20 protein-coding genes are annotated in these 25,515 nt (G+C 73.1%); 5 read left to right on the forward strand and 15 right to left on the reverse strand.

The features are described 5' to 3' along the window. Positions 1 to 139: 139 nt before the first annotated feature. Positions 140 to 343: a 50S ribosomal protein L32 gene (gene rpmF, locus BM064_RS17605; RefSeq protein ID WP_092861729.1), complete on the reverse strand. Its 204-nt coding sequence runs from the start codon at positions 341 to 343 to the stop codon at positions 140 to 142. A gap of 480 nt (positions 344 to 823) precedes the next feature. Here rpmF and BM064_RS17610 point away from each other — a divergent pair, with 480 nt between their 5' ends. Both BM064_RS17610 and BM064_RS17615 read left to right on the forward strand, forming a co-directional pair. Next, positions 824 to 1,375 carry a hypothetical protein gene (locus BM064_RS17610; RefSeq protein WP_092861733.1) on the forward strand — a complete coding sequence of 184 codons (552 nt, stop codon included), beginning with the start codon at positions 824 to 826 and terminating at the stop codon, positions 1,373 to 1,375. 93 nt (positions 1,376 to 1,468) lie between these two features. Next, positions 1,469 to 4,312, forward strand: coding sequence for a valine--tRNA ligase (locus BM064_RS17615; RefSeq protein WP_218161070.1), 2,844 nt, complete (start codon positions 1,469 to 1,471; stop codon positions 4,310 to 4,312). Positions 4,313 to 4,425: 113 nt separating this feature from the next. Here BM064_RS17615 and dprA read toward each other — a convergent pair whose 3' ends face one another. The 5 genes from dprA to BM064_RS17640 are packed head-to-tail and all read right to left on the reverse strand — an operon-like array spanning position 4,426 to position 9,189. After that, positions 4,426 to 5,643: a DNA-processing protein DprA gene (gene dprA / locus BM064_RS17620; protein ID WP_092861736.1), complete on the reverse strand. Its 1,218-nt coding sequence runs from the start codon at positions 5,641 to 5,643 to the stop codon at positions 4,426 to 4,428. A 54-nt stretch (positions 5,644 to 5,697) separates the two neighbouring features. Continuing rightward, positions 5,698 to 6,360: a glycerol-3-phosphate 1-O-acyltransferase PlsY gene (gene plsY, locus BM064_RS17625; protein ID WP_245779200.1), complete on the reverse strand. Its 663-nt coding sequence runs from the start codon at positions 6,358 to 6,360 to the stop codon at positions 5,698 to 5,700. Beyond that, the gene (pyrC, locus tag BM064_RS17630) at positions 6,357 to 7,646 is read right to left on the reverse strand and encodes a dihydroorotase (protein ID WP_092861738.1); all 1,290 of its coding nucleotides are present in this window, start codon (positions 7,644 to 7,646) and stop codon (positions 6,357 to 6,359) included. Before pyrC ends, plsY begins: the two co-directional genes overlap by 4 nt. Continuing rightward, positions 7,643 to 8,239 carry a hypothetical protein gene (locus tag BM064_RS17635; RefSeq protein WP_092861740.1) on the reverse strand — a complete coding sequence of 199 codons (597 nt, stop codon included), beginning with the start codon at positions 8,237 to 8,239 and terminating at the stop codon, positions 7,643 to 7,645. Before BM064_RS17635 ends, pyrC begins: the two co-directional genes overlap by 4 nt. Next, on the reverse strand, positions 8,236 to 9,189 hold the full coding sequence (locus tag BM064_RS17640; RefSeq protein WP_245779201.1) for an aspartate carbamoyltransferase catalytic subunit: 954 nt from the start codon (positions 9,187 to 9,189) through the stop codon (positions 8,236 to 8,238). Before BM064_RS17640 ends, BM064_RS17635 begins: the two co-directional genes overlap by 4 nt. 210 nt (positions 9,190 to 9,399) lie before the next feature. Here BM064_RS17640 and BM064_RS17645 point away from each other — a divergent pair, with 210 nt between their 5' ends. Next, complete coding sequence (locus BM064_RS17645; protein ID WP_092861745.1) at positions 9,400 to 10,011, forward strand: glutathione S-transferase family protein; 612 nt, start codon at positions 9,400 to 9,402, stop codon at positions 10,009 to 10,011. A 79-nt stretch (positions 10,012 to 10,090) separates the two neighbouring features. On the opposite strand, the gene BM064_RS17650 is transcribed toward BM064_RS17645, so the two are convergent. The 3 genes from BM064_RS17650 to wrbA form a co-directional block, all read right to left on the reverse strand. Continuing rightward, positions 10,091 to 11,029, reverse strand: coding sequence for a sulfotransferase domain-containing protein (locus BM064_RS17650; RefSeq protein WP_177236314.1), 939 nt, complete (start codon positions 11,027 to 11,029; stop codon positions 10,091 to 10,093). Positions 11,030 to 11,156: 127 nt separating this feature from the next. Then, positions 11,157 to 11,837 (reverse strand): class I SAM-dependent methyltransferase, encoded by a 681-nt coding sequence (locus BM064_RS17655; protein WP_092861749.1) that lies wholly within the window; start codon positions 11,835 to 11,837, stop codon positions 11,157 to 11,159. A 163-nt stretch (positions 11,838 to 12,000) separates the two neighbouring features. Next, positions 12,001 to 12,624, reverse strand: a complete 624-nt coding sequence (gene wrbA / locus BM064_RS17660; RefSeq protein WP_092861751.1) for an NAD(P)H:quinone oxidoreductase — start codon at positions 12,622 to 12,624, stop codon at positions 12,001 to 12,003. Positions 12,625 to 12,853: 229 nt separating this feature from the next. Here wrbA and mfd point away from each other — a divergent pair, with 229 nt between their 5' ends. Then, positions 12,854 to 16,318, forward strand: a complete 3,465-nt coding sequence (mfd, locus tag BM064_RS17665; protein WP_092861753.1) for a transcription-repair coupling factor — start codon at positions 12,854 to 12,856, stop codon at positions 16,316 to 16,318. Between the two features lie 493 nt (positions 16,319 to 16,811). Here the strand turns inward: mfd and BM064_RS17670 are convergent, their stop codons facing one another. From BM064_RS17670 to BM064_RS17695, 6 genes are all read right to left on the reverse strand, one after another. After that, positions 16,812 to 17,336, reverse strand: a complete 525-nt coding sequence (locus tag BM064_RS17670) for a hypothetical protein (protein ID WP_092861755.1) — start codon at positions 17,334 to 17,336, stop codon at positions 16,812 to 16,814. Positions 17,337 to 17,411: 75 nt separating this feature from the next. Next, complete coding sequence (locus BM064_RS17675) at positions 17,412 to 18,104, reverse strand: DsbA family oxidoreductase (protein WP_092861757.1); 693 nt, start codon at positions 18,102 to 18,104, stop codon at positions 17,412 to 17,414. 81 nt (positions 18,105 to 18,185) lie between these two features. Continuing rightward, a complete protein-coding gene (locus tag BM064_RS17680; RefSeq protein ID WP_092861759.1) occupies positions 18,186 to 18,878 on the reverse strand; it encodes a type 1 glutamine amidotransferase in 693 nt (230 codons plus the stop codon). Between the two features lie 5 nt (positions 18,879 to 18,883). Continuing rightward, complete coding sequence (locus BM064_RS17685) at positions 18,884 to 19,945, reverse strand: patatin-like phospholipase family protein (RefSeq protein WP_092861761.1); 1,062 nt, start codon at positions 19,943 to 19,945, stop codon at positions 18,884 to 18,886. Between the two features lie 31 nt (positions 19,946 to 19,976). Then, positions 19,977 to 21,968, reverse strand: coding sequence for an acyltransferase family protein (locus BM064_RS17690; RefSeq protein WP_143103372.1), 1,992 nt, complete (start codon positions 21,966 to 21,968; stop codon positions 19,977 to 19,979). 137 nt (positions 21,969 to 22,105) lie between these two features. After that, positions 22,106 to 22,891 (reverse strand): 3-hydroxybutyrate dehydrogenase, encoded by a 786-nt coding sequence (locus BM064_RS17695; protein WP_092861765.1) that lies wholly within the window; start codon positions 22,889 to 22,891, stop codon positions 22,106 to 22,108. A gap of 477 nt (positions 22,892 to 23,368) precedes the next feature. Between BM064_RS17695 and BM064_RS17700 the strand changes: the two genes are divergently transcribed. Next, positions 23,369 to 25,069 carry an extracellular solute-binding protein gene (locus BM064_RS17700; RefSeq protein WP_425426181.1) on the forward strand — a complete coding sequence of 567 codons (1,701 nt, stop codon included), beginning with the start codon at positions 23,369 to 23,371 and terminating at the stop codon, positions 25,067 to 25,069. The last annotated feature ends 446 nt before the right edge of the window (positions 25,070 to 25,515 follow it).

The following is a 25,515-nucleotide window of genomic DNA, read 5'->3' on the forward strand; positions in this document are numbered from 1 at the left end:
GGGGCCGGGCGGAAGCCGATGCTGGACCCGCGGGGCGGACGCGTCCACCCTGTTCGGCCGGGCGCCGCTTCGTCAGGCGAAGGGGCGCGCCGCGGGCCGGGGCCGCGCGCCCGTCACGGGCGCGCGCCGCTCGCGTCGCTCAGGACGCCTCGTCCAGGTCGATCTCCTCGACCATCGAGACGACCTCGCGGCCGGCGTAGTGGCCGCAGGCGCCGCAGACGTGGTGCGGGCGACGCAGCTCGCCGCAGTTCGGGCACTCGGCGTGCGCGGACGGCGACAGGGCGTCATGCGAGCGACGCATGTTGCGTTTGGAGCTGGTGACGCGATTCTGGGGGACCGCCATGGGTCTGACCTCCGTAGCTTCTGGGGCGGGTGTCCGTCCGCCCGTCGCGCGTGAAGGCCGGACCCATCCGCGCCGCCCCGGTCCGCGGGGCTCATCCCCGCTTCCCGGACCGGAGGAACGGACGGGGCCGACTCCGCTTGAAAAACGAGCGGCGAACATACGCCGAAATCTTTAAAGCGCAAGGGCGAACCGGCGACTTCGCGACGGCTTTCCACCCGATGCGTCCCGGCGTCGGGCAGGGGCTCCGAAAAGCCCCCGGCCGCGACGCTTCACCCTTTATAAAGCAAGGGGCGCCATCGTGCAAAAGCGCCCCGTCCGACCGGGCCGCCCCGCCGATCGCGAGCGCGTTCCCTGCGCCGCGGGCGGCGCCGGCGCGACATGGATGCTGCGATGCAGCGTCGTTCGCGTCGATTTTGCTGCAATTGCGAAAGACTGGCCCGCGGTTTGCATGGCTCCCCGTGCACCAAACCGGAGGCCCCCATGATCCCGTCCCGGACGTCCGCCCTGTTCGCCCTGCTGCTGGCGGCCCCGCTCGCCGTCTCCGCCGCCTCGGGCCCCGCCCAGCCGATGCCGGAGGGCGAGGCGCTGGCCGGCCCGGTGCCTGCCGCCGCCTACATCTCGCGCGACGGGCTCGACTGGGCCTGGGCCGCGCCGGTGCCGGCGCCGCTGGCGGGGCTGGACCTTGAGCGGACCGCACCCGAGGGCTGGCGCCTGCCGACCGACGCCGAGCTCGCCTCCGCCCCCGCGCCGGGCGACTTCGTGTTCCCCGGCGCCAACGTGCCGCTCGACGGCGAGGACCGCGCCTCGGGCGCCCGCTTCCTGATGCCGGGCCCGGGGCTGGAGGGGGCGGCCGCCTGCGCGGCCCCCTGGTTCGGCGCCTGGCGGCACTGCGACTGGGTCGACGGCGAGGGCGTCTTCGGCCAGGCCTGGGCCGGGCGCGAGGGGCAGAGCCGGTTCTCCGAACAACTGATGGTGCGGGATTCGCGCCTGCCGGTGCTCCCGATGGCGGCGCTTGCGGCCCCGCACGGCTGATGCGCCCTTGCGGTCTTTCCCCCATGGGCCGCGCAGGATAGAAGCGCCGGGACATCTCACGCCTCGCGAATTCCCGACCCGGACGCCCGCGCCATGCCCATGGATAAGACCTTCGACGCCGCCTCGGCCGAACCCGAGATCTACGCCCGCTGGGAGGAGGCCGGCGCCTTCGCCGCGGGCGCGAACGCGAAGCCGGGGGCCGAGAGCTTCTCGATCGTGATCCCGCCGCCCAACGTGACGGGGTCGCTGCACATCGGCCACGCGCTGAACAACACGCTGCAGGACATCCTGATCCGCTGGAAGCGCATGCAGGGCTACGACACCCTGTGGCAGCCCGGCCAGGACCACGCCGGCATCGCCACGCAGATGGTGGTCGAGCGCAAGCTGGCCGCCGAGGGCAACGCCGGCCGCCGAGAGATGGGCCGCGAGGCCTTCACGGCGAAGATCTGGGAGTGGAAGGCCGAGAGCGGCTCGACCATCCTCAACCAGCTCCGCCGTCTGGGCGCCTCCTGCGACTGGTCGCGCAACGCTTTTACAATGTCCGGCGCGCCCGGCGCCCCGGAAGGCGAGGACGGCAACTTCCACGATGCGGTTCTAAAAGTCTTCGTCGAGCTGCACCGCGCGGGCCTGATCTACCGCGACAAGCGCCTGGTGAACTGGGATCCGCATTTCGAGACGGCGATCTCGGATCTCGAGGTCGAGCAGGTCGAGGAAAAGGGCCATCTCTGGCGCTTCCGCTACAAGCTGGCCGACGGCGAGACCTACGACCACCCGATGGTCCGCGAGGAGATCGACGGCGAGCCGACCCTGCGCCCCTGGACCCCCGACGACGACGACCCAGAGGCGTGGGAGGAGCGCGACTACATCGTCGTCGCCACCACCCGCCCCGAGACCATGCTCGGCGACACCGGCGTCGCGGTCGCTGCCGACGACGTGCGCTATGCCGGCCTGATTGGAAAATCGGTGATCCTGCCGCTGGTCGGCCGCCGCATCCCGATCGTCGCCGACGAGCACGCCGACCCCTCCAAGGGCACCGGCGCGGTGAAGATCACCCCCGCCCACGACTTCAACGATTTCGAGGTCGGCAAGCGCGCCGGCCTGCCGCGCATCAACGTCATGACCTCGCGCGCCGCCATCACCATCGAGGGCAACGCCGAGTTCCTCGAGGGCGCCTCGCCCTCGCCGGAGGTCCTCGCGCTGGAGGGGCTCGACCGCTTCGTCGCCCGCAAGGCGATCGTGGACCTGGCCGAGGGGCAGGGCTGGCTCGACGGCATCGACGACGAGCAGCACGTCGTCCCGCATGGCGACCGCTCCAAGGTCCCGGTGGAGCCCTGGCTGACCGACCAGTGGTTCGTCGACGCCAAGACGCTCGCCAAGGAGGCGCTGGCCGCCGCCCATGACGGCCGCACCACCTTCCACCCGGCGAACTGGGTGAAGACCTACGACCACTGGATGGAGAACATCGAGCCCTGGTGCATCTCGCGCCAGCTGTGGTGGGGCCACCAGATCCCGGTCTGGTACGGGCCCGATGGAAAAATCTTCTGCGAGATGTCGGAGGCCGAGGCGCTCGCCGCCGCCCGCGCCCATTACGAGGGCGAGGTCGAGCTGACCCGCGATCCCGACGTGCTGGACACCTGGTTCTCCTCGGGCCTCTGGCCGCAGGGCACCTTCGGGTGGCCCGAGCAGACGCCGGAGCTGGCGCGGTATTACCCGACCTCGGTGCTGATCACCGGCTTCGACATCATCTTCTTCTGGGTCGCCCGGATGATGATGATGGGCCTGCACTTCATGAAGGACGGCGAGGGCCGTCCCCAGGCGCCTTTCCATGACGTCTATGTCCACGCGCTGGTGCGCGACGAGAAGGGCAAGAAGATGTCGAAGAGCCTGGGCAACGTCATCGACCCGCTCGACCTGATCGACGAGTACGGGGCGGACGCGATGCGCTTCACGCTGGCCTCGATGGCGGCGATGGGGCGGGACATCAAGCTGGCGGTCTCCCGCGTCGCCGGCTACCGCAACTTCGCGACCAAGCTGTGGAACGCCGCCCGTTTCGCCGAGATGAACGGCTGCAAGCCGGTCGTGGGCTTCGACCCCGCCCAGGTGCAGGCGCCGGTCAACCGCTGGATCGTGGGCGAGACCGTGCGCATCGCCGCCACCGTCGACCAGGCCCTGACCGACTACCGCTTCAACGACGCCGCCAACGCCCTTTACGGCCACGTCTGGGGCGTGGTCTGCGACTGGTACGTCGAATTTGCAAAACCCCTGCTGATGGGCGAGGACGGGCCGGCCAAGGACGAGACCCGGGCGACGCTCGCCTGGGCCATCGACCAGTGCCTGAAGCTCCTGCACCCGTTCATGCCCTACGTGACCGAGGCGCTGTGGGGCGCCATCGCCTCCCGCTCGAAGATGCTGATCCATGCGGACTGGCCGGCGCTGGACGCGGGTCTGGCCGACCCTGCCGCGGATGCGCGCGTCGGCCGGCTGGTGTCGCTGATCGAGGCGATCCGCTCGGTGCGCGCGGAGATGAACGTGCCGCCCTCGGCGAAGCTCGCGCTGCTGCTGGTGGACGGGGACGCCGAGCTGGAGGCCGCCATCGCCGAGGACCTGCCGCTGATCGAGCGGCTGGCCCGCGTCGAGGGGTTCTCGCGCGCGACCGAGGCCCCGAAGGGCGCGGCGACCATTCCCGTGACGGGGGGCGCGCTGGCGCTGCCGCTGGCCGGCATCGTCGACGGCAAGGCCGAGAAGGCGCGGCTGGAGAAGGCGCTGAGCAAGGTCGAGAAGGAGGCCGCGGGGATCGAGAAGAAGCTCTCCAACCCCGGGTTCCTGTCCAAGGCTCCCGACGAGGTGGTCGAGGAGAACCGCGAGCGGCTCGCCGAGGCCAGGGCCGAGGCCGAGCGCCTGCGCGTCGCCGCCGCCCGCGCCGCCGAGCTGGTCTGATCCGCCCGTCCTGCGGCGCCCGCTGACGCGGGCCGACCTTCGCCTCGGGCCGCGCCTTCGCGCGGCCCTCAAGGGCCCCCGCGATGCGGGGGCCTTTCGCGTCCGGCCGGGCGCTATTCCGGCAGCAGGGCCACCAGGCCGCCCGGGCGGCGGTCGAGCCGGCCGGCGAGCTCCAGCTCCAGCAGCACGTCGGCGAGCGCCGAGAGGGGGGCGCCGGAGAGGCGGGCGAGCTCGTCCTCCTCCACCGGCGCGAGGCCGAGCAGGTCGCGGATCCGGGCGCGCAGGGCGGCGTCGTCGGGAGCGGCGGAGAGCGGGGAGCGGGCGAAGGGGGCGTCGGGCTCGGCGAGGCCCGGGGCTTCGGCCTGCGGGGCGGGGAGGCCGGTGGCGGCGTCCGGATCGTCGAGGACCGTCGAGGCCGCCGCCTCCAGCGCCTCGATCACGTCGTCGACGTGGCGCACGAGGGTGGCGCCCTGGCGGATCAGGGCGTTGCCCCCCTCGGACCGCGGGTCGAGGGGGGAGCCGGGGACGGCCAGCACCTCGCGCCCCTGCTCGAGCGCGAAATCGGCGGTGATCAGGGAGCCGGAGCGGGCCGCGGCCTCGATCAGGATCACGGCGCGCGAGAGCCCCGCGATCACCCGGTTGCGGCGGGGGAAGTGACGGCCCTGGGGGGCGAGGCCGATGGGCGCCTCGGAGACCACGGCGCCGGCCTGGGCGATGCGCTCGGCGAGCGCGGCGTGGTCGGAAGGGTAGACGTCGCGCACGCAGCCGGCGACGGCGGCGACCGTGCCCCCGCCCTCGTCGGCGACCGAGAGGGCGGCGTCATGCGCCGCCCCGTCGACGCCGCGCGCGAGGCCGGAGACGGTCCACAGGCACTGCCGCCCCAGGTCGGCCGCCAGCGCGCGGGCCATGCGCAGCCCGACGGCGGAGGCGTTGCGGGCCCCCACGATGGCGATGGAGGGGCGCGAGAGCGCGGCCGGGTCGCCGCGCACCCACAGCACCGGCGGCGGATCGGGGATGCGCGCCAGCGCCGCCGGGTAGCCCGCCCGGCCCCAGACCAGCAGGGTCGCGCCGGCGGCGGCGCCGGCCTCGACCTCCCGCTCCGCCTGGCCGATGGAGGCGACGGTCACGCCCGCGGCCCCGCCGCGGCCGGCGAGATCCGGCAACGCCTCCAGCGCCCGGGCAGGGGAGCCGAACCGGCGCACCAGGCGCACCCAGGTCGAGGGCCCGACGTTGCGGCTGCGCGCGAGGCGCAGGGCGTCCAGCGCCTCGGCCTGCGAGGGTTTCGGGACGGCGACCGGTTCGGGACGCTTCAGGTCCAGGCGCGCCTGCATGGGGCCTCCTATCGGGCGATCCCGACAGGTGACGCGGGCAGGGTTAAGCCGGGGTTAACCGCGCGGCTTCGCGCCGATCTTCGACTCCGTGCCGCGCGCGAGCCGGCCGAGGTTCTCGTGATGCTTGGCGAAGACCAGGGCGGCCAGCAGGACGAAGAGCCCCACCGCCTCCAGCCGCCCGAAGGCCCAGAGCGCCAGCGGCGAGGCCGCCGCCGCCGCCAGCCCGCCGACCGAGGAATAGCGGGTCAGCGCCGCCGCCCCGAGCCACACGGCGAGGCACACCAGCCCCGCGGGCCAGCTCAGCGCCAGGGTGCAGCCGAGGATCGTGGCCACCCCCTTGCCGCCGCGGAACCGCAGCCAGACGGGGAAACAGTGGCCGATCATCGCCCCGCAGGCGCCCAGCACCGCGGCGTCGGGGCCCCACATGCCGGCGATCAGCACCGCCGCCGCGCCCTTGCCCGCGTCCAGCAGCAGGGTCAGCGCCGCGGCCGCCTTGTTGCCGGTGCGCAGCACGTTGGTGGCGCCGATGTTGCCCGAGCCGACCTTGGTCAGGTCCCCCAGCCCGAAGGCGCGGCTGAGCAGCACCCCCATCGGGATCGAGCCGAGCAGGTAGCCCAGCAGCAGCGCGCCCAGCAGATACGGCAGCGCCGCGTCGAGGCCGGGGGCCGCGGTCTCGCCCAGCAGGGCGCGCAGCCATTCGGGGATCATCCGGCTCATGCGGCCTGCGCCTCCCGCGCGAAGATCTGCCGGCCGGCGACGAAGCTGCGCAGGACCCGGCCCTGCATCCGGCGCAGGTCGTAGGGGGTGTTCTTGGAGCGCGAGTGCAGCTGCGCCCGGTCCAGCACCCAGGGCGCGCCCGGATCGAACAGCACCAGGTCCGCGGGCGCCCCGGGGGCGAGGCGCCCGGCCTCCAGCCCCAGCAGCCGGGCGGGGGTCAGCGCGAGCCGCGTGAACAGCGTCGGCAGGTCCAGCGCCCCCGCATGCACCAGCTGCAGCGCGGCGGGCAGCAGCGTCTCCAGACCCACGGCGCCATGGGCGGCCTGCTCGTAGGGGAGGCGCTTGAGCTCCTCGTCCTGGGGCAGGTGGGCCGAGGTGATCACGTCCACCAGCCCGTCGGCGACGGCCTGGACGAGGGCCTGGCGGTCCTCCTCGGCGCGCAGCGGCGGGCGCAGTTTGAAGAAGGTGCGGTAGGGCTCGATGTCGAGCTCGTTGAGGGTCAGGTGGTGGACCGAGGCGCCGGCCGAGATCTTCAGCCCCGCCCGCTTGCCCCGCGCCAGCGCCTCGAGCGCCATGCGGGTCGAGAGCTGGTCGGCGTGATAGCGGGCGCCGGTCAGCTCGACCAGCGCGAGGTCGCGCTCGAGCTGCATGCGCTCGGCCATGGCGGGGACGCCGGGCAGGCCGGACTTGGCGGCGAAGAAGCTCTCGGTCGCGCAGCCCTGGGCGGAGAGCACGGGCTCCTGCGGGTGGTGGATCACCAGCGCGTCGAGGGATTTCGCGTAGGTCAGGGCGCGGCGGAAGACGGTGGGGTCGGCGACCGGGTGGTCGCCGTCGGTGAAGGCGACGGCGCCGGCGTCGGAGAGGAACCCCATCTCGGACATGCGCTTGCCGGCGCAGCCCTGGGTCAGGGCCCCCATCAGCTTCACGTTCACCGGGCAGACGGCGGCGGCGCGGCGAAGGGCGAACTCCAGCACCGCGGGGTCGTCGGCGACGGGGTCGGTGTCGGGGCGCACCACCAGCGTGGTGACGCCGCCGGCGGCGGCGGCGAGGCCGGCGGTGCGGTAGCTCTCGCGGTGGCGGGCGCCGGGCTCGCCGACGTAGACGGACAGGTCGACGATGCCGGGGGCGAGGGCGCGGCCGGCGCAGTCGACCACCGTCGAGGGTTTCGCCGCGCCCGCGTCGCCGACGGCGGCGATGCGGCCGTCCTCGATCAGCAGGTCGCCGCGGGTCTCGGTCCCGGCCTCGGGGTCGATCAGCAGGGCGTCGCGCAGCAGGGTCGTGGTCATGTCGGAACGCTTCCGTTTCGCGTCGCGGAGCTCGCCTCCAGACCCTTGCGGGCGGCGGTGGCGAGGGCGTGGACCGACCGGGCCTCGGGCAGGGCCAGGTCGTCGAAGATCAGCCAGGGCTTGCGCCAGGTCCAGCGGCGAAGTTCCGAGCCTCGGCCCCGGGGCGGCGGGTCGCCGAAGGTCACCATGCCGAAGCCGGCGTCGAGGGCGGGGGCGGAGCCCTCGGTCAGCGGGATCGAGCGGATCCGCTGGTCGGGCCAGCGCGTCGCCGCGAGGGCGCGGCGGTCGGTCAGCGCATAGCGCGTGCCGCGGCGCACGCTCCGCTCCCACAGCTTCCAGCCCGCGAGACCGCCCGCCGCCACGACGCCTGCGACGATCCAGACCGCGTCGTCCCCGCTGCGCAGGCCGGGAATGGCCAGCAGCACCGCCATCATCAGCAGCACCGGCGAGGCGAGCGCCAGGATCATCCAGTCCCCGCGGGTCATCCAGCGCTTGTCCGGCTCGTTCACCCACAGCAGGCGCTCGCCGGGCTCGAGCCACGGGGCCCAGGCCTCCTGCTCGGGATGGGGCTGGTCGTCGGGGGGCGAGGTCACGCGGCGGTCCCCTGCGCCTCGGCCAGCAGTTCGAGGACGGCCATGCGCACCGCGACGCCCATCTCCACCTGCTCGCCGATCACCGAGCGCTCGGGGTCGTCGGCGACCAGCGCGTCGATCTCGACGCCGCGGTTCATCGGGCCGGGGTGCATGACGATGGCGTCGGGCTTGGCGCAGGCGAGCTTGCGGTGGTCGAGGCCGAAGCGGTGGAAGTACTCGCGCTGCGAGGGGACGAAGGCGCCCTCCATCCGCTCCTGCTGGAGGCGGAGCATCATCACCACGTCCGCGCCCTCGAGCCCCTTCTCCATGTCGTGGAAGACCTCGACGCCGTAGCGGTCGATCTCGGGGGGCAGGAGCGTCGGCGGGGAGACCACGCGCACCCGGTTCTCCATCATCCCCAGCAGGATCATGTTCGAGCGCGCCACGCGGCTGTGCGCCACGTCTCCGCAGATCGCCACGGTCAGCCGGTGCAGGCGGCCCTTGCGGCGGCGGATGGTGAGCGCGTCGAGCAGCGCCTGGGTCGGGTGCTCATGGCGCCCGTCGCCGGCGTTGATGACCGACGCGTCCACCTTCTGCGCCAGCAGCGCCACGGCGCCCGAGTGCTGGTGGCGCACCACGATCAGGTCGGGGTGCATGGCGTTGAGCGTGGCGGCGGTGTCGAGCAGCGTCTCGCCCTTCGACATCGAGGAGGTGCGCACCGACATGTTCATCACGTCCGCGCCCAGCCGCTTGCCCGCGATCTCGAAGCTCGCCTGGGTGCGGGTCGAGTTCTCGAAGAACAGGTTGATCTGGGTGAGGCCGCGCAGGGTGGACTTCTTCTTGTCCCGCGCCCGGTTCAGCGCGACGTAGTCCTCGGCCCGGTCGAGGATCGCGGTCACGTCGGCGGGGGACAGCTGCTCGATCCCCAGCAGGTGGCGGTGCGGCAGGCGGGGGGTCGGGGTGTCGGTCACGCGGCGGCGGCTCCCTTGCGTTGCGCCCGCCTTATGGCGCCGGGGGCGGGGGGCGGGCAAGGGCGCAGGGCCGGCGGCCGCGCCCGCCCGGGCCCTGCGGGATCACGTTCGCCGGCGCCGGGCCCTCGCCCCGCTTGACGCGGGCGCGGCGGCGCCGTCCCGTGCGGAGGAAAACGGCCCCCGCGGCGGGGCGAGAGGGAGGAGACGCGCATGTACACCATCGTCGGAAATCCGCGGAACCGCAGCCTGCGGGCGATGTGGGCGCTGGAAGAGCTGGGCCAGGACTGGACGCTGGAGGCGGTGGCCCCGCAGACCGAGCGGATGCTGGCGGTCAACGCCACCGGCAAGGCCCCGGTGCTGCTGGTCGACGGCACGCCGATCCCCGATTCGGTGGCGATCGTGACCTTCCTTTCCGACCGCCACGGGGCGCTGACCTTCCCCGCCGGCTCGCTCGAGCGCGGGCGCCAGGACGCGATCACCCAGTTCATCGTGGACGAGCTGGAGGGCGCCTGCTGGACGGCGGCCAAGAACGACTTCATCCACCCCGAGGACAAGCGCTCGCCCGTGAAGCCCACCTGCGCCTTCGAGTTCGAGCTGGCGCAGAAGCGGCTCGAGCGGCTGCTGGGCGAGGGGCCGTGGCTGATGGGCGAGACCTTCACCATCGCCGACATCCTCGCCGCCCACACGCTGAGCTGGGGGGAGCGGATGTTCCAGTGGCCGCTGACCGAGACACTGGCCGCCTACAAGGACCGCGCCATGTCGCGCCCCGCGCTGGGCGCCGCGATGGCCAAGGGCAAGGCGATGCTGGAAGCCGCCGCCTGAGCCGTCCGCGCCCCGGCCCGCCCCCGGCGACGGGGGCGGGGATCGGGGCGGCGACGGGGACCGGGACGGGCCGGAGGCCTCAGGGCAGCGGGCCCCCTTCGTAGAGCCAGGCGACCGCCTGCGGGTCGGGGCAGATCCGCCCCCCGACCTCGCGCAGGTGGCGCGAGATCTCGGGGGTCATGCCCTCGGCCGCGGCCTGTCCGGTCTCGCCCTTGCGGATCATCGCGCCGGCTTCGAGAATCCGCACCTCGCCGGCGCTGCGCGCCTCGAACTTGTCCTCGTGCCGCTTCATCCAGGCGAAGGAGGCGTGCTCGAGCACCCGGGGCCAGGTCTGCGCATCCGGCTCGACCTCCAGGAACCCGGCGATGCGGCGGACCGAGCCTTCGAGGTCCCGCTTCATGTCCGAGAAGTGCAGGAACAGCACGTTGGGCTCATGGCGCAGCGGCCACCAGGCGGCGAGGAAGCCGAAGAAGGCGCCCTGCATGCCATGGGCGTCGACCACCTCGGCGTAGAAGCGGGGGAAGTCCGGCCGGCACAGCGCCTCGCGCGGCATGCCCCACAGGGCGAACCAGGCGTCGGAGTGCTGTTCGAGGAACGGGCGGAAGGAGACGATCGCCTCCTCGGGATTGCGGAACACCACCACATACTTGACGTCCCGCCCCGACCCCGGCGCCAGGAACGGCGCGTCGGGCGGGGCGGAGTGGGTCTTGAAGGCGCGCCTCGCCGTCGCAGGCATCGCCGCGACCCGGTCGGCCACGTCCTGGGGCGTCTCGCCGGGGTGGGCGAGGAACTCGATCCAGGGCACTTCCTCGTAGATGTCGCGGAACTCCGAAGGGGCCCCGGCGAGGAGCTGGTGGACGATGTTCATCGTCCAGGTGGTGCCGCTCTTGGGCGGGACCGAGATCACCACGTCGCCGTCGCGCCAGGCGATCCGGCTCTGGATGCCCGGATCGATCCAGGGCGGGCCTGCGCGGGGGGGGCCTGCCTCGGGAGGCGCGGATCGGGCGGCGTCGCTCATCGTGGACATCCTGTCTGGCGCGCGCCCCGGTCGGGGAGGGCCAAGGAGGCGCGGGGCGCCCCGCGGCGCGGGGACGGTCTGACCCAGAGTAAGCGCCGCCGGGGGAAGCGCAAGCGCCTGACGCCGCTCAGGCGTCGGCGTGAAAGCCCCGGATCAGGACGGCCTGGAAGAACGGGACCGGGCGGGAGAAGCCCGCCGCCTGCAGGCAGGCCGCCGTCCGCTCGGGCGTCAGCACGCCGAGCCTGTCGCGCAGGGTCCGGGGCAGGTCCGCGAGCGATTCGGGGCCCGCGCCCATCAGGCGCTGCACCTGCTCCCAGTCGGCCAGCATCCCGGGGAACTCCGGCGCGTAGAGGTCGGCGCAGATCTCGGCCCCCACGTAGCGCCCGCCGGGGACCAGGCGGGCGTGGATCTCGCGGTAGAAGCCCTCCCGCTCGGCGTCGGGGACGAAATGCGCGACCAGCATCGCCAGCGCCACGTCGAACGGACCCTTGGGGGCGTCGGCGACATGGCCCTCGACCAGGGTGCAGCGCTCGGCGAGGCCCGCCTCGCGCAGCCGGTCCGCGCAGACCGCCAGCATCTCGGCCGAGGGATCGACGCCCACGAAGCGCCACTCGGGCCGCGCCTGGGCCAGGGCCAGGATCTCGGCCCCCGTGCCGACGCCCACGCACAGCGCGCGGGCCTCCCGCGGGGCCCCGACCAGCGCCAGGCCGGAGAGGAAATGCAGCGCCTGGGAGATCGGGGCGAGGGGCCGGTTGCGCGCGTCGTAGCGCTCGGCCAGGCTGCGGTCGAAGGCGGGGGCGGAGCTCATGGGGGGCGTCCCGGATCGTCGGAGGGGCGGCGATCCTGCCCCCGGCCGGGCGCCGGGGTCCAGAGACGGCGGCGCCGCGCCCGGCGTCCCCGCGGTCCCCGCATGCAAAAGGGGCGGCCCGGCGGACCGCCCCTCGTCGGATCGTCTCGATGCGGCCGGAGGCTCAGGCGGCCTCGGCCAGGGCCTTCTCGCCCTCGGCGAGCTTCGCGGCCACGGTGGCGACATGGGCGCCCTGCTGGCGGGCCACGGAGAGCTCGCGCTCGGTCGGCTGGCGGGAACCGTCGCCGGCCGCAAGCGTGCCGGCGCCGTAGGCCGAGCCGCCGCGGACCTCGTCGACCATGCCCAGTTCGGCGGTCGAGAAGGGCACGCCCACCACGACCATGCCGTGATGCAGCAGGGTGATGTGGGTGCTCAGCACCGTCGACTCGTTGCCGGTGCCGGTGGCGGTCGAGACGAACACCGACCCGACCTTGCCGATCAGCGCGCCCTTCGCCCACAGACCGCCGGTCTGGTCGAGGAAGGTGCGCATCTGGCCGGCCATGTTGCCGAAGCGGGTGCCGGTGCCGATGATGACGGCGTCGTAGTCGGCGAGCTCCTCGGGCCTGGCGATCGGCGCCGCCTGGTCCCACTTGCCGCCGGCGGCCTTGAAGGCCTCCTCGGGCATGGTCTCGGGGACGCGCTTCACGTCCACCTGGGCGCCGGCCTGGCGGGCGCCCTCGGCGACGGCGCCGGCCATCGTCTCGATATGGCCGTACATGGAGTGATAGAGCACCAGAACCTTGGTCATCGTCTCGTCCTTGCGATCTTGGGCCGCCCGGGAGGTCGGGGGGGGTGAGGCGGCGTCCGGGCTAACGTGGCCCTCCTGTCCGGCGGTGACCAGACCCGCATTCCGGGACGGATTGTTGCGGGAAATGGAACGCGGGCCGGGGCGCGGCGGCGTCTTCGCCCGCGACCCGGCGACCCGAACGTTGCGCGAACGCTTGCGCGGCGGGGAGGGCGGCGCTATCTCGGCGCTGATGGCGGACAAGGCCCAACTTTCCCAAGGCACGATCCTGACCGGCGGCGCCCCCGAGGGCTACGACGCGAAGCTGATCGCCGATCTCGTGGCCAAGGCCGACGGGCCGGTGATCCATGTCGCGCGCGACGACGCGCGCATGGCGGCGCTGGCCGAGGCGCTGACCTTCTTCGCCCCCGACCTGCCGGTCTGGCGTTTCCCGGCCTGGGACTGCCTGCCCTACGACCGCATCAGCCCCAACGCCGACATCTCGGCCGCGCGCATGGCGACGCTGGCGGCCCTGGCCGACGGCCTGCCGGGCCGGGCGGTGGTGCTGACCACGCTCAACGCCGCCGCCCAGCGCGTGCCGGCGAAGTCGGTGGTGCGCGCGGCCTCCTTCGTGGCGGAGGTGGGCAAGCCGCTCGACCTCGACGCCCTGCGCGAATACCTCGCCCGCATGGGCTTCAACCGCGCGCCCACGGTGACCGAGCCCGGCGACCACGCCATCCGCGGCGGCGTGGTGGACGTGTTCCCCCCGGGCGCCGAGGCGCCGGTGCGCCTCGACCTCTTCGGCGACGTCCTCGACAACGCGCGGCGCTTCGACCCCGAGACGCAGCGCACCATCGAGAAGATCCGGCGCGTCGAGCTGGCCCCCGTCTCCGAGGTGATCCTCGACGAGGACGCCATCGCCCGCTTCCGCCAGATGTATCGCGAGACCTTCGGCGCCGCCGGCCTCGACGACCCGCTCTACGAGGCGGTCTCGGCGGGGCGCAAGCAGCAGGGCATGGAGCACTGGCTGCCCTTCTTCCACGAGGAGCTGGCGACCCTCTTCGACTACCTCCCCGACGCCCCCGTCGCCCTCGACCACCAGGTCGAGGAGGCGCGCGAGGCCCGCTGGGAGATGGTCCGCGACCACTACGAGGCGCGGAAGAACGCGCAAGGCGCGAAGCCCGCCATGGGCGCCGCCGTCTACAAGCCGTGCCCGCCGGAGCTGCTGTATCTTTCCGAGGCGCAGTGGCTGGAGGCCCTGTCGGGCCGCCACCTGCGCCGCTTCTCCCCCATGCCCCAGCCCCCGGGGCCGGGCTGCGTGGACATGGGCGGCCGCCTCGGCCGCAGCTTCGCCGCCGAGCGGGCGCAGGAGGGGGTGAACGTCTTCGACGCGCTCGCCGCCCACCTCAAGGCGCTGGTGAAGGCGAAGACGGTGATCTTCGCCACCTACTCCGAGGGCGCGCGCGACCGCGTGAAGACCCTGCTGGAGGATCACGACGCCCCCGCCTCCCGCCTCGTCTCCCGCTTCGCGGACGTGAAGAAGGACGTGGTGAACCTCGCGGTCTGGCCGCTGGAGGCCGGCTTCGAGACCGCCGACCTGGCGGTGGTGGCCGAGCAGGACGTCCTGGGCGACCGCCTGATCCGCGCCCCTCGGCGCCGCAAGCGCGCCGAGAATTTCCTGACCGAGGCCTCGACCCTCTCGGCCGGCGACCTGGTGGTGCATGTCGAGCATGGCATCGGCCGGTTCCTGGGCCTCGAGACCGTCACCGCGCTGGGCGCCCCCCACGACTGCGCCGCCCTCGAATACGCCGGCGGCGACAAGCTCTACCTGCCGGTCGAGAACATCGAGCTGCTGAGCCGCTACGGCCACGAGGCGGGCCTGCTCGACAAGCTCGGCGGCGGCGCCTGGCAGGCCCGCAAGGCGAAGATGAAGGAGCGGATCCGCGAGATGGCGGATCGCCTGATCCGCATCGCCGCCGAGCGCGCGCTTCGCAAGGCCCCCGAGTTCGAACCTCCCCACGGCCCCTGGGACGAGTTCTGCGCCCGCTTCCCCTACCAGGAGACGGACGACCAGCTCGCGACCATCGAGGACGTGCTGGGCGACCTCGCCGCCGGCACGCCGATGGACCGGCTGATCTGCGGCGACGTCGGCTTCGGCAAGACCGAGGTCGCCCTGCGCGCCGCCTTCGTCGCCGCCATGTCCGGGATGCAGGTGGCGGTGGTGGCGCCGACCACGCTGCTCGCCCGCCAGCACGCCAAGACCTTCGCCGAGCGCTTCCGCGGCTTCCCGGTGAACGTGCGCCAGCTGTCCCGCTTCACCCCGGCGAAGGAGGCTCAGGACACCCGCAAGCGCCTCGCCGACGGCACGGTGGACGTGGTGGTGGGCACCCATGCGCTGCTGGCGCAGGGGGTGCGGTTCAAGGACCTCGGGCTGCTGATCATCGACGAGGAGCAGCACTTCGGCGTCAAGCACAAGGAACGGCTGAAGGAGCTGCGCTCCGACGTCCACGTGCTGACCATGACCGCGACGCCGATCCCCCGGACGCTGTCGCTCGCCATGTCCGGCGTCCGCGAGCTCTCGGTCATCGCCACGCCCCCGGTCGACCGTCTCGCCGTGCGCTCCTACATCGCCGAGTTCGATCCGGTGACGGTGCGCGAGGCCCTGCTGCGCGAGCATTTCCGCGGCGGGCAGAGCTTCTTCGTGGTCCCCCGCATCTCCGACATCCCCGAGATCGAGGCGTTCCTGCGCGAGCAGGTCCCCGAGGTCAGCTTCGTCACCGCCACCGGCCAGATGGCCGCGGGCGACCTCGACGACCGGATGAACGCCTTCTACGACGGCCAGTACGACGTGCTGCTGGCGACGACCATCGTGGAGTCGGGGCTCGACATCCCGCGGGCCAACACGCTGATCGTGCATCGGGCGGACATGTTCGGCCTGGCGCAGCTCTACCAGATCCGGGGCCGGGTCGGGCGCTCCAAGCTGCGCGCCTACGCCTATTTCACCACCGAGCCGCGCAAGCGCCTGACCGACGGGGCCGACAAGCGCCTGCGGGTGCTGGCCTCCCTCGACAGCCTCGGCGCGGGCTTCACGCTGGCGAGCCACGACCTCGACCTGCGCGGGGCGGGCAACCTGGTGGGCGAGGAGCAGTCGGGCCACATCCGCGAGGTCGGCTTCGAGCTCTACCAGTCGATGCTGGAGGAGGCGATCGCGCGGATGAAGTCGGGCGAGGCCGAGGGCCCGATCGATTCGGGCGACTGGTCCCCGCAGCTCGGCCTCGGCGTGCCGGTGATGATCCCGGAGGCCTACGTCCCCGACCTCGACGTCCGCCTCGGCCTCTACCGCCGCCTGTCGGGCCTGGAGAGCAAGACCGAGCTGGAGGGGTTCGCGGCCGAGCTCCACGACCGTTTCGGCAAGCCGCCCCGCGAGGTGGAGATGCTGCTGCGGGTGGTGCGGGTGAAGGCGCTGTGCAAGCGCGCCGGCATCGCCAAGCTGGACGGCGGGCCGAAGGGCGCGACGCTGCAGTTCCGGGACGACAAGTATGCGAACCCCGCGGGCCTCGCGAGCTGGCTGCAGGAGCAGCGCGGCCTCGCCAAGATCCGCGACAACAAGGTGGTGGTGCGCCGGGACTGGGCGACCGAGGCCGACCGCCTGAAGGGCGCCTTCTCCATCGCCCGGGACCTTGCGAAGCTCGCCCAGGCCGCCCGGAAGGCCGCCTGACCTCGCGGCGGCGCGTCAGCCGTCTGGCCCGGTTCCGCCCCTCCACCGGCCGGCGCGCCCCTCGCGCCCCGGGCGCCCACGCGCCTCTCCAACCTGGCCCCCGACGCCGCCCGCCCCCCGTGGAGCGCCTGCGACGCGCCCCCCATGCACCCTCGGGAGCGCCTGTTCTCCGGAGCCGTCTCTCGCGGATGCCGTAAAGAGCGACTCGTCCGCCCCGGTCAAGGATCGCGCAGCGACCGCGCAAAGCGCGGCTTGTCCTTGACCGGGGCGGGCGAGTCGCTCAGGCATCCATCAGCGAGAGACGGCTGCGGAGGACAGGCGCGGGCGCTTTGTTCTTGGGTGAGTCAGGAGCCCGCCGGAGGCTCCCCGCCTCCGCAATTCCTCGAACCGCCCCCCAGGGTCGCGACGCAGCCAAGCCCGCCCGCAGGGCGCCTGTAGACCGTTCGCCCCCTGCAGTCCCGGGCGCAGCCCCCGCGCAAGGCCCGCGCAGGGATCAGTAGGCGATCCCCATCGACCCGCTCAGGGCGAGCACCGCGAGGCCCAGGGCGAGGGTGGTCAGCACCTCGATGGCGACGAGGTAGGTGTGGTTGCCGTGGAGCATCGCCAGCGCCGCCTGGTGGGCCTGGGGGTCGCCGCGCAGGCCGGTGGCGTGGACGCGGTCCTCGCTGTCGGCGATCGACTGGCGCACGGGTTCGGTCATGAACAGGTACATGCCCCCCACCAGCATGATCAGCGCCACCGGCGAGCCGTCCCCGGCCTGCGAGAGCTTGTAGAGCCCCGCCACCGCCAGGAAGATCCCCGCCAGCATCACCACCAGGAAACGGGCCGAGTGGCGCCACAGCGCCTGGCGTCGGCCCTCGATCGCCTCCAGCGCCTCGCTGGTCAGGCGCATCCTCGCCGAAGGGCAGCGCCGCCAGCAGACCAGCGACCAGCCGGTGCGCAGCGCCATCGCCAGCAGAAGCCAGCGGGTCAGGGGGTCCTGACCGATCGCGTCCAGGATGTTGCCAAGCCCGTCCATGACCCTGTCCTCCTGTCTGCGCCGCTCCGCCCGCGCGCTGGCGCGAGGCGGCGCGGCCCGCCGCCGCGCCCGCCGTCAGACGGGGGGCTGGGCTTCCTGCCTCTCCCCGGCGTCGCGCTCGGCGTCCGCCTGCGCGGCCTGCAGGCCGCGGAGCTCCTCGATCACGCGCATCCACAGGTCGGGCTCCTGCGCGCCCTGGATGACGTATTTTCCGCCGACCAGGAAGGTCGGGACGCCGCCCACCCCGATCTCGCGCGCGGCCTCGTCCTCCTCGACCACTTCCTTGCGGTCGGCGTCGGATTCGAGCAGCGCCGCCACCACGCCGCGGTCGAGCTCGCAGGCGTCGGCGATGTCGAGCAGCACCGAGCGGTCGGAGATGTCGAGCCCGTCCTCGAAATAGGCGCGGAACAGCGCGTCCACGACGCGGCCCTGCGCGCCCTCGGTGCGGGCCCAGCGGATCAGCCGGTGGGCGTCGATGGTCGAGGGGGTGCGGTCGATGCGCGAGAAGTCGATCTCGAGCCCTGCGCCCGCGGCCGCCTCGGCGATCTGGTCGTAGATCCGTTTCGCCTTCTCCCGGCCGCCGAACTTGGCTTCGAGATAGCTGCGCCGGTCCATGCCCTCGGGCGGCATGTCGGGGTTCAGGCGGAACGGGCGCCAGCGGATGTCGAACGGATGGTCCGGCATGCCTTCGAGGGCGCGGTCCAGCTTCGCCTTGCCGATGTAGCACCAGGGGCAGATCGGGTCGGAGATGATGTCGAGCGTGATCATGGCCGCAATGTGGGAAGTCCCGGCCCGAAGGTCAATTCAAGCTTTCATGGCAAGCTGACGCGGCCGTAAGCCCTTCGGCCCTCAGATCAGCCCGAAGCGCCGGTCCAGCTCGGCCCGGTACCAGGCCTTGAGCGCGGGATCGAAGCGGGCGAAATCGGCGTCCTGCTGCGCCACGGTGCTCGCGCCGGGCTTGTGGACATGGGGCGCGAGCTCGGCCTGCCACAGGTCGAGGATCGGCCGCGTCACCTCCGGGTGGAACTGGGTGGCGAGCGCGGGGCCGATGCGGAAGGCCTGGTTCGCCCAGGGACCGTCGGTGGTCGCCAGCCGCTCGGCCCCCCGGGGCGTCGAGAAGCCCTGGAAGTTGCCCGACAGCACCGTCAGCCCGTCGGGGATCGGGTTCCCGGCCGCGGGCAGGGCGCGCAGGGGGTGGAAGCGCCAGGCGATGCGCCCCTCGGGGTCGGGGGCGACCGTCGCGCCCAGCGCGTGGGCCAGCATCTGCGCGCCGAGGCAGATGCACATCATCGGCAGCCCCCGCTCGAGCGCCCGGCGCATCAGCGCGATCTCGGCCTGCATCCAGGGCTGTTCGGCGATGTCGGTGACCATCTGCGGCCCGCCCATCACCAGCATCCCGTCGACCCCGTCGAGGGCGGGCAGGGCCTCGCCCCGCCAGGCCTGGACGACCTGCGCCTGCGCCCCCCGGTGGCGCAGATGGGCGAGGCCCGCATCCGGCGTGGCGTGGTCCATGTGCTCGAGGACCAGGATCCGGCGCGCCATCGCGGTCAGGCCGAATAGAGCGCGCGCAGGTCGACGCTGGCGCGTTCGCCCAGGTCGGACCAGTGATCGGCGAGGAACCGCTCGGCGGCGTCCCGCCCCACCTGCTTGAGGTTCTGCATCAGCGTCCAGTCGGCGTGCATCTTGGTGGCGACGCCCAGCTTGCCCATGGTCTCGTCGTCGGCGATCGAGTGGACCAGCACGTCCTTCATCGCGCCCTGCGGGATCACGCCCTCGGACAGCAGGCGGCGCACGAAGGTGATCGCGCGCAGCTCGCCCAGCAGGGCGGCGTTGAAGCTGATCTCGTTGGTGCGGTTGAGGATGTCGCGCGCGGTGCGCGGCAGCTCCTCGCGCACGATGGGGTTGATGTGCACGATCACCAGGTCGCAGGCCCGGGTTCCGTAGAACAGGGGCCACAGCGAGGGGTTGCCGGTGAAGCCGCCGTCCCAGAACGCCTCGCGCCGGCCGGTGGCGGGGTCGTCGATCTCGACCGCCTGGAACACCGAGGGCAGGCAGGTCGAGGCGAGGATCGCGTCGGTCCCGATCTCGTCGCCCTGGAACACCCGCGCCTTGCCGGTGCGCACGTTGGTGGCGCAGATGAACAGGTGCGGCGGCTCGGCGGTGCAGATCGTGTCGAAGTGCAGCTGCTCGGTCAGCAGGCCCCGCAACGGGTTGATGTTGAACGGATTGAGGTCGTAGGGCGAGAACATCCGGGTCAGGCTGTCGCCCAGCCCCCAGCCGGCCCCCGCCTCGATGGCGTCGGCGAGGTTCTCGGTGGTCGGGTGGAAGGCGCGCACCCACTCCAGCAGCGGGTTGGGCAGGCCCGAGGAATAGCGCGCGATCGAGCCCCAGAAGCGGTCGAGCGAGGTCTTCGCCGCCTCCCGCCCCCCGTTGAGCAGGCCGGTCTTCAGGGCGGCCGCGTTCATCGCGCCGGCGGAGGTGGCGGTGATCCCGTCGAACTCCAGCGCCTCCTCTTCCAGCAGCCGGTCGAGCACGCCCCAGGTGAAGGCGCCGTGGGCGCCGCCGCCCTGGAGGGCGAGGTTGATGGTCTTGGTGGGTCGGCGAGCCATGGCTGGGGGGTCCTTTCCGCGGATCGGCGGGTCAGCGCCCGAGGCTGGTCAAGGCGTCGGTGAGGTAGGCGGAGAAGTGCCGGCGCGCGCCCTCCAGCGACAGATGGTCCGCGTCGCGGTAGATCGGAAGGCCGTCGGACATGTAGGGGCAGCGCTCGCCGCAGATCGTCGGCGTCAGGGGGACGAGCGTGACGCCCGGCTTCTCGGCGAGCCGCTCCAGCGTTCCCAGCGCGGCGCGCTGGTCGGCGGCTATGGCGGCGAGGCTCGGCCCCGGCGGCGGGATCCTGTTCCAGCGGGTGTGCTGGGCGACCATCTCGGGCGGCTCGAAGTCCATCACCGGGGTCGGGCCCAGCAGGATCACCCGGCGCCCGGAGGCGAGCAGCCGGTCGACGGTGATCTCCAGCGCCTGCGAGAGCCGCTCGAAGCGGTCGCCGTGCAGGTCGAGGGCGCCGGTCTCGCGCAGGTCGCCGGTTCCGCCGTCCGCGTGCCCGGGCGCGCCGGCGCCGAAATGGCCCAGCCAGTGCGCCATGAGGATCACCGTCGCCATGTCCGGGCGGCCCTCGAGATCGGCGAGCACGCGCTCGGCGTTGCGGCTGCAGCCCAGCCGGCCGCCCATGGCGGGGCGGTCGAAGCCGACCATCGGCGGGCAGCCGACCACGATGCGCCGCGCCGCGGGGATCCCCAGCGCCCGGGTCGCGTCGTCGAGCGGCGCGAGCAGCATCCGCGCGTGGGAATCGCCCCAGATCAGCAGCTCCGCCGGGCCAGCCGGCGGCGCGTCGGGGTCGAGCGGGCAGTAGAGCGCGTCCGCCTCGGCCGCGCCGCAGCGGTCGTACTTGCCGTTGGCGTTCTCGGCGAGCGCGTAGATCCGCTGCACCTCGGGCGGGAAGCGCCCCGGCGCGCCCGCGGTCGCGTAGGCCGCCCAGCCCAGCCCCGCGAAGACCGCGATGCCGGCGAGCGAGCCCGCGAAGATCCGCCCCCGCGGCACGCCGTCGGGCCCGCGGCTGCGGAACGGCCGCTCGACGAAGCGCCACGAGGCCCAGGACAGCGCCAGGATCGCGAGCAGCGCGCCCGCCATCGCGCCCATCGGCAGCTCGGTCGTCACCAGCACCGTGCGCACCAGCGTCAGCACCGGCCAGTGCCAGAGATAGAGCGAGTAGGAGAGCAGCCCGATCGCCACCGGCAGGCGCGTCGCGAGCAGGCGGTTGACGCCCGACCCGCCCGCGCGGCCCGCCCAGATCAGCGCCGCCGCCCCCAGCGCCGGGGGCGCCGCGGCGAGCCCGGGGAACGGCGTCGCGGAGGAATAGAGGAAGACCGGCGCGAGGATCGCCGCGAGCCCCAGCGCCCCGACCGCCTCGCGCAGCGCCCGCGGGGCCGCGGCCGGGGCCATGCCGTAGGCGAGCGCCGCGCCGAGGCCCAGCTCCCACGCGCGGGGGGGCAGCAGGAAGAAGGCCCAGTTCGCCCCCTGCGCCACCCCCAGCGCCGCCAGCGCGAAGGACCCCGCCAGCGCCGCCGCGAGCCCGATGCGAACCCACCGCCCGCCCAGCAGCGCCAGCGCCCACAGAAGCGGCGGGAACACGATGTAGAACTGCTCCTCCACCGCCAGCGACCAGGTGTGCAGCAGCGGCTGCATCTCCAGCGCCGGGGCGAAATAGTCGTTGGTCTTCCAGAACAGCAGGTTCGAGGCGAACAGCGCCGTCGCCACCGCGGCCTTGCCGGTCTCGGCGAAGAACTTGGGCGACTGGATCGCCGCGCTCGCCAGCAGGGTGACGGCCAGCATCGCGAACAGCGCCGGCAGGATCCGCCGCGCCCGCCGCTCGTAGAAGCCCAGGATCGAGAAGCGCCGCGCCTCGATCTCGCGCCGCAGGATCGAGGTGATCAGAAAGCCCGAGATGACGAAGAACACGTCCACCCCGACGTAGCCGCCCCCGACGCCGGGGAGGCCCGCGTGGAACAGGACGACCGGCACGACCGCGACCGAGCGCAGGCCGTCGATGTCGGGACGGTAGCCGATGCTTGTGGACATGAACGCTTCGCCGACCCCCTTGGTGATCGTCGACACATAGCAGAGGGGGGCGGGGCCGCCTCGCGTTCACGTTGAGGCACGCTGTCGCGCGAGGGGCGGGCAGGGCGACGGCGGCGCGCGCCGCCGCCCCGCGGGGATCAGAGCGCCGTCCAGCCGCCGTCGACGCTGATCGTGGTGCCGGTGATCTGGGCCGCGTCGTCCGAGCACAGGAAGGCCACCGTGCCGCCGAGCTGCTCGACGGTGGCGAATTCCTTGGAGGGCTGGCGGTCGAGGATCACCTTCTCGATCACCTCCTCGCGGCCCATGCCGTACTGCTTCATCGTGTCGGGGATCTGCGCCTCGACCAGGGGCGTCAGCACGTAGCCGGGGCAGATGGCGTTGCAGGTGATCGGCTCGCGCGCCGTCTCCAGCGCCGTGACCTTGGTGAAGCCGACGACGCCGTGCTTGGCCGCCACGTAGGCGCCCTTGTAGGGCGATGCGGTCAGGCCGTGGGCGGAGGCGATGTTGACCACCCGCCCCCAGCCGCCCTTGCGCATGATCGGCAGCGCCGCGGCGGTGGTGTGGAAGGCCGAGGAGAGGTTGATCGCGATGATCGCGTCCCATTTCGCGGCCGGGAAATCCTCGATCGGCGAGACGTGCTGGATCCCGGCGTTGTTGACCAGGATGTCGACGGAGCCGAACTTCGCCTCGGCCTTCGTCAGCAGGGCGCGGCACTGGTCGCCCTTGCTCATGTCCGCCTGGATGTAGGCCACGTCCGCGCCGTGTTCCTTCGCGATCTTCTCGGCGAGCGCATGGTCCTCGTCGGAATCGGAGAAGGAATTGATCACGACCCGGGCGCCGCGGGCGGCGAGGCATTCGGCGATGCCGAGGCCGATGCCGGAGTTGGACCCCGTCACCACGGCGGTTTTTCCGGTGAGAGACATGTCGCGTTTCGCTCCTGCGAGAATTAGGGTGCGCAGCGCCGCGGACAGGTCGGGCGGCGGGATCCTCCCGCCGGCTCCGCCACGTGGCGCCGGCTCCCAGACCCTAGGTCTTCGCAGCCGCGAAATCGAGCGACACGCGCCGATCCGACGCAGGCCAGCGGGCCTCGGATCGGGCGGTCGGAACCAGCAGGCTGGAGGGCGCAAAAAAAGAACGCCCTCCGAGGAGGGCGTCCAGTGTTGAGGCAGGTTTCATACAGGCAAGAAACCTATCGAGCAGTGGGGAGAGGATACGGAACAGCCCGCCCGCTCGGCAAGCGAAAGTTTCGCGACCTCGGGCGTTTGACGCGATTCCCGTCGCTTTCGCGTGAAGGACGGGGGGGGCTGCGCGCCCTCGCGGTCCGGGCGCTCGTGGGACTGCATCTGGCGCTCGGCGCTACATGCAGCGTGTGGGCGGCCGAGCCCACGCAGGGTCTTGCGATGCTCGGCGCGCCGGACCTCCCCGCGGACTTCGATCATCTGCCCTATGCGAATCCCGATGCGCCCAAGGGCGGGCGGATCGTGCTGGGCGAGATCGGGGGATTCGACTCGCTCAACCCCTACATCCTGAAGGGCCGCTCGGTCTGGGCGGTGCGCGGGCTGATGATCGAATCGCTGATGATGCGCTCGATCGACGAGCCCTTCGCGCTCTATCCCTCGCTGGCCCAGTCGGTGACCGTGCCCGAGGACCGCGCCTGGGTGGAGTTCGCGCTCGACCCCCGCGCGCGCTTCTCCGACGGGAGCCCGGTGATGGTCGAGGACGTGATCTGGTCGATGGAGACCCTGGCCGAGAAGGGCCTTCCCGCCTTCCGCGCCACCTGGGACCGGGTCGCGGGCTGGGAGCGGACGGGCGAGCGCTCGGTCCGCTTCGACTTCGTGGAGCCGGACGCCGAGCTGCCGCTGATCCTCGCCCTGCGCCCGATCCTGCAGAAGGCCCATTACGAGGGCCGCGACTTCGCCGAGAGCTCGCTGGCCCCCCCCGTCGCCTCGGGCCCCTACACGGTCGAGGAGGTCGAGCCCGGTCGCCGCGTGGTGTTCCGCAAGGACCCCGACTGGTGGGGGGCGGATCTGCCGGCGAACCGCGGCCGCTTCAACTTCGAGACCGTCCGCCACGAGTGGTTCAAGGACGGCGCCGCCCTCTTCGAGGCGTTCCGCGCCGGCGAGATCGACCTGGTGCGCGAGGGCGATCCCGCCCGCTGGGAGGACGGCTATGCGTTCCCCGCCGCCCAGCGCGGCGAGATCGTGCAGGAGACGATCCCCTCGGGCCGACCCTCGGGGATGATCGGCTTCGTGTTCAACACCCGCCGGGAGATCTTCCAGGACATCCGGGTGCGCGAGGCGCTGGCGCTGGCCTTCGACTTCGAATGGGTCAACCAGACCCTCAACCGCGGCGCCTACGAGCGGGTGCGCAGCCCCTTCGGCGGCTCGGTCCTGGGCTTCGAGGGGCCCGCCGAGGGCCGCGAGCGGGAGATCCTGGCGCCCTTCGCCGAGGCGCTGCCCGCGGGCGCGCTGGACGAGGGCTTCGCCTGGCCCGCGACCGAGGGCGACGGGCGCAACCGGCGCAACCTGCGCGCGGCGGCGAAGCTGCTGTCCGAGGCGGGCTGGTCGGTGGAGAACGGCGTGCTGGTCGACGCCGCCGGCGCGCCCTTCCGCTTCGAGATCCTGCTGGGCGGCCCCGCCTGGGAGACGGTGGCCGAGGTCTTCGCCCGCCAGCTCCAGCCGCTGGGCGTCCAGGCCTCGGTGCGCCTGGTGGACGGGGCGCAGTACGAGGCGCGGCGCTCGGACTACGACTTCGACATGATCGTCAACACCTGGGCGATGAGCCTGAGCCCGGGCGCGGAGCAGCGCTTCTACTGGGGCCGCGCCGGCGCGGCCCAGCCCGGGACGCGCAACTATCCGGGCATCGACAGCCCGGCGGTGGAGGCCTCGATCGACGCGCTGCTGGCGGCGCAGACGCCCGAGGATCACCGCGCGGCCGTCAGGGCGCTGGACCGGGCGCTGACCACCGGCCTGTGGTTCATCCCGCTGTGGTACGCGCCCGAGAGCCGCATCGCCTACCGCGCCGACCTCCACCACCCCGAGCGGCTTCCCCTCTACGGCGACTGGCCGGGTTGGCTGCCGGACGTGTGGTGGCGGGAGTGAGCGGATCGGCCGGCCCCCAGGGGCCGGCCGCGCCGCGCAGGCGCGGCGGGCGAGCGGTCTGCAGGCGCCCTGCGGGCGGGCTTGGCCGGGTGGCGCATGGGGGGCGGTGCGGGGGATCGGGGAAGGGAGGAGCCTCCGGCGGGCTCCTGACTCACCCAAGAACAAGCCCGCGCCTGTCCTCCGGAGCCGTCTCTCGCTGATGGATGCCTGAGCGACTCGCCCGAAGGGGTCAAGGACAAGCCGCGCAAGCGCGGTCGCTTCGCGATCCTTGACCCCTTCGCACGAGTCGCTCTGATCGGCATCCGCGAGAGACGGCTCCGGAGAACAGGCGCTCCCGGGAGGGCGTGGGGCCGGCCGGGCCCGGGGCGGGCGTGGCGATGGAGGCCGTGAGCGGCGCGGCGGGGCGGGCGGGGAGGCGGGGGCGCTCGCGCGCGGCGCGGCGGCGA

This window comes from Albimonas pacifica (genome assembly GCF_900113695.1).
GTDB lineage: Bacteria > Pseudomonadota > Alphaproteobacteria > Rhodobacterales > Rhodobacteraceae > Albimonas > Albimonas pacifica.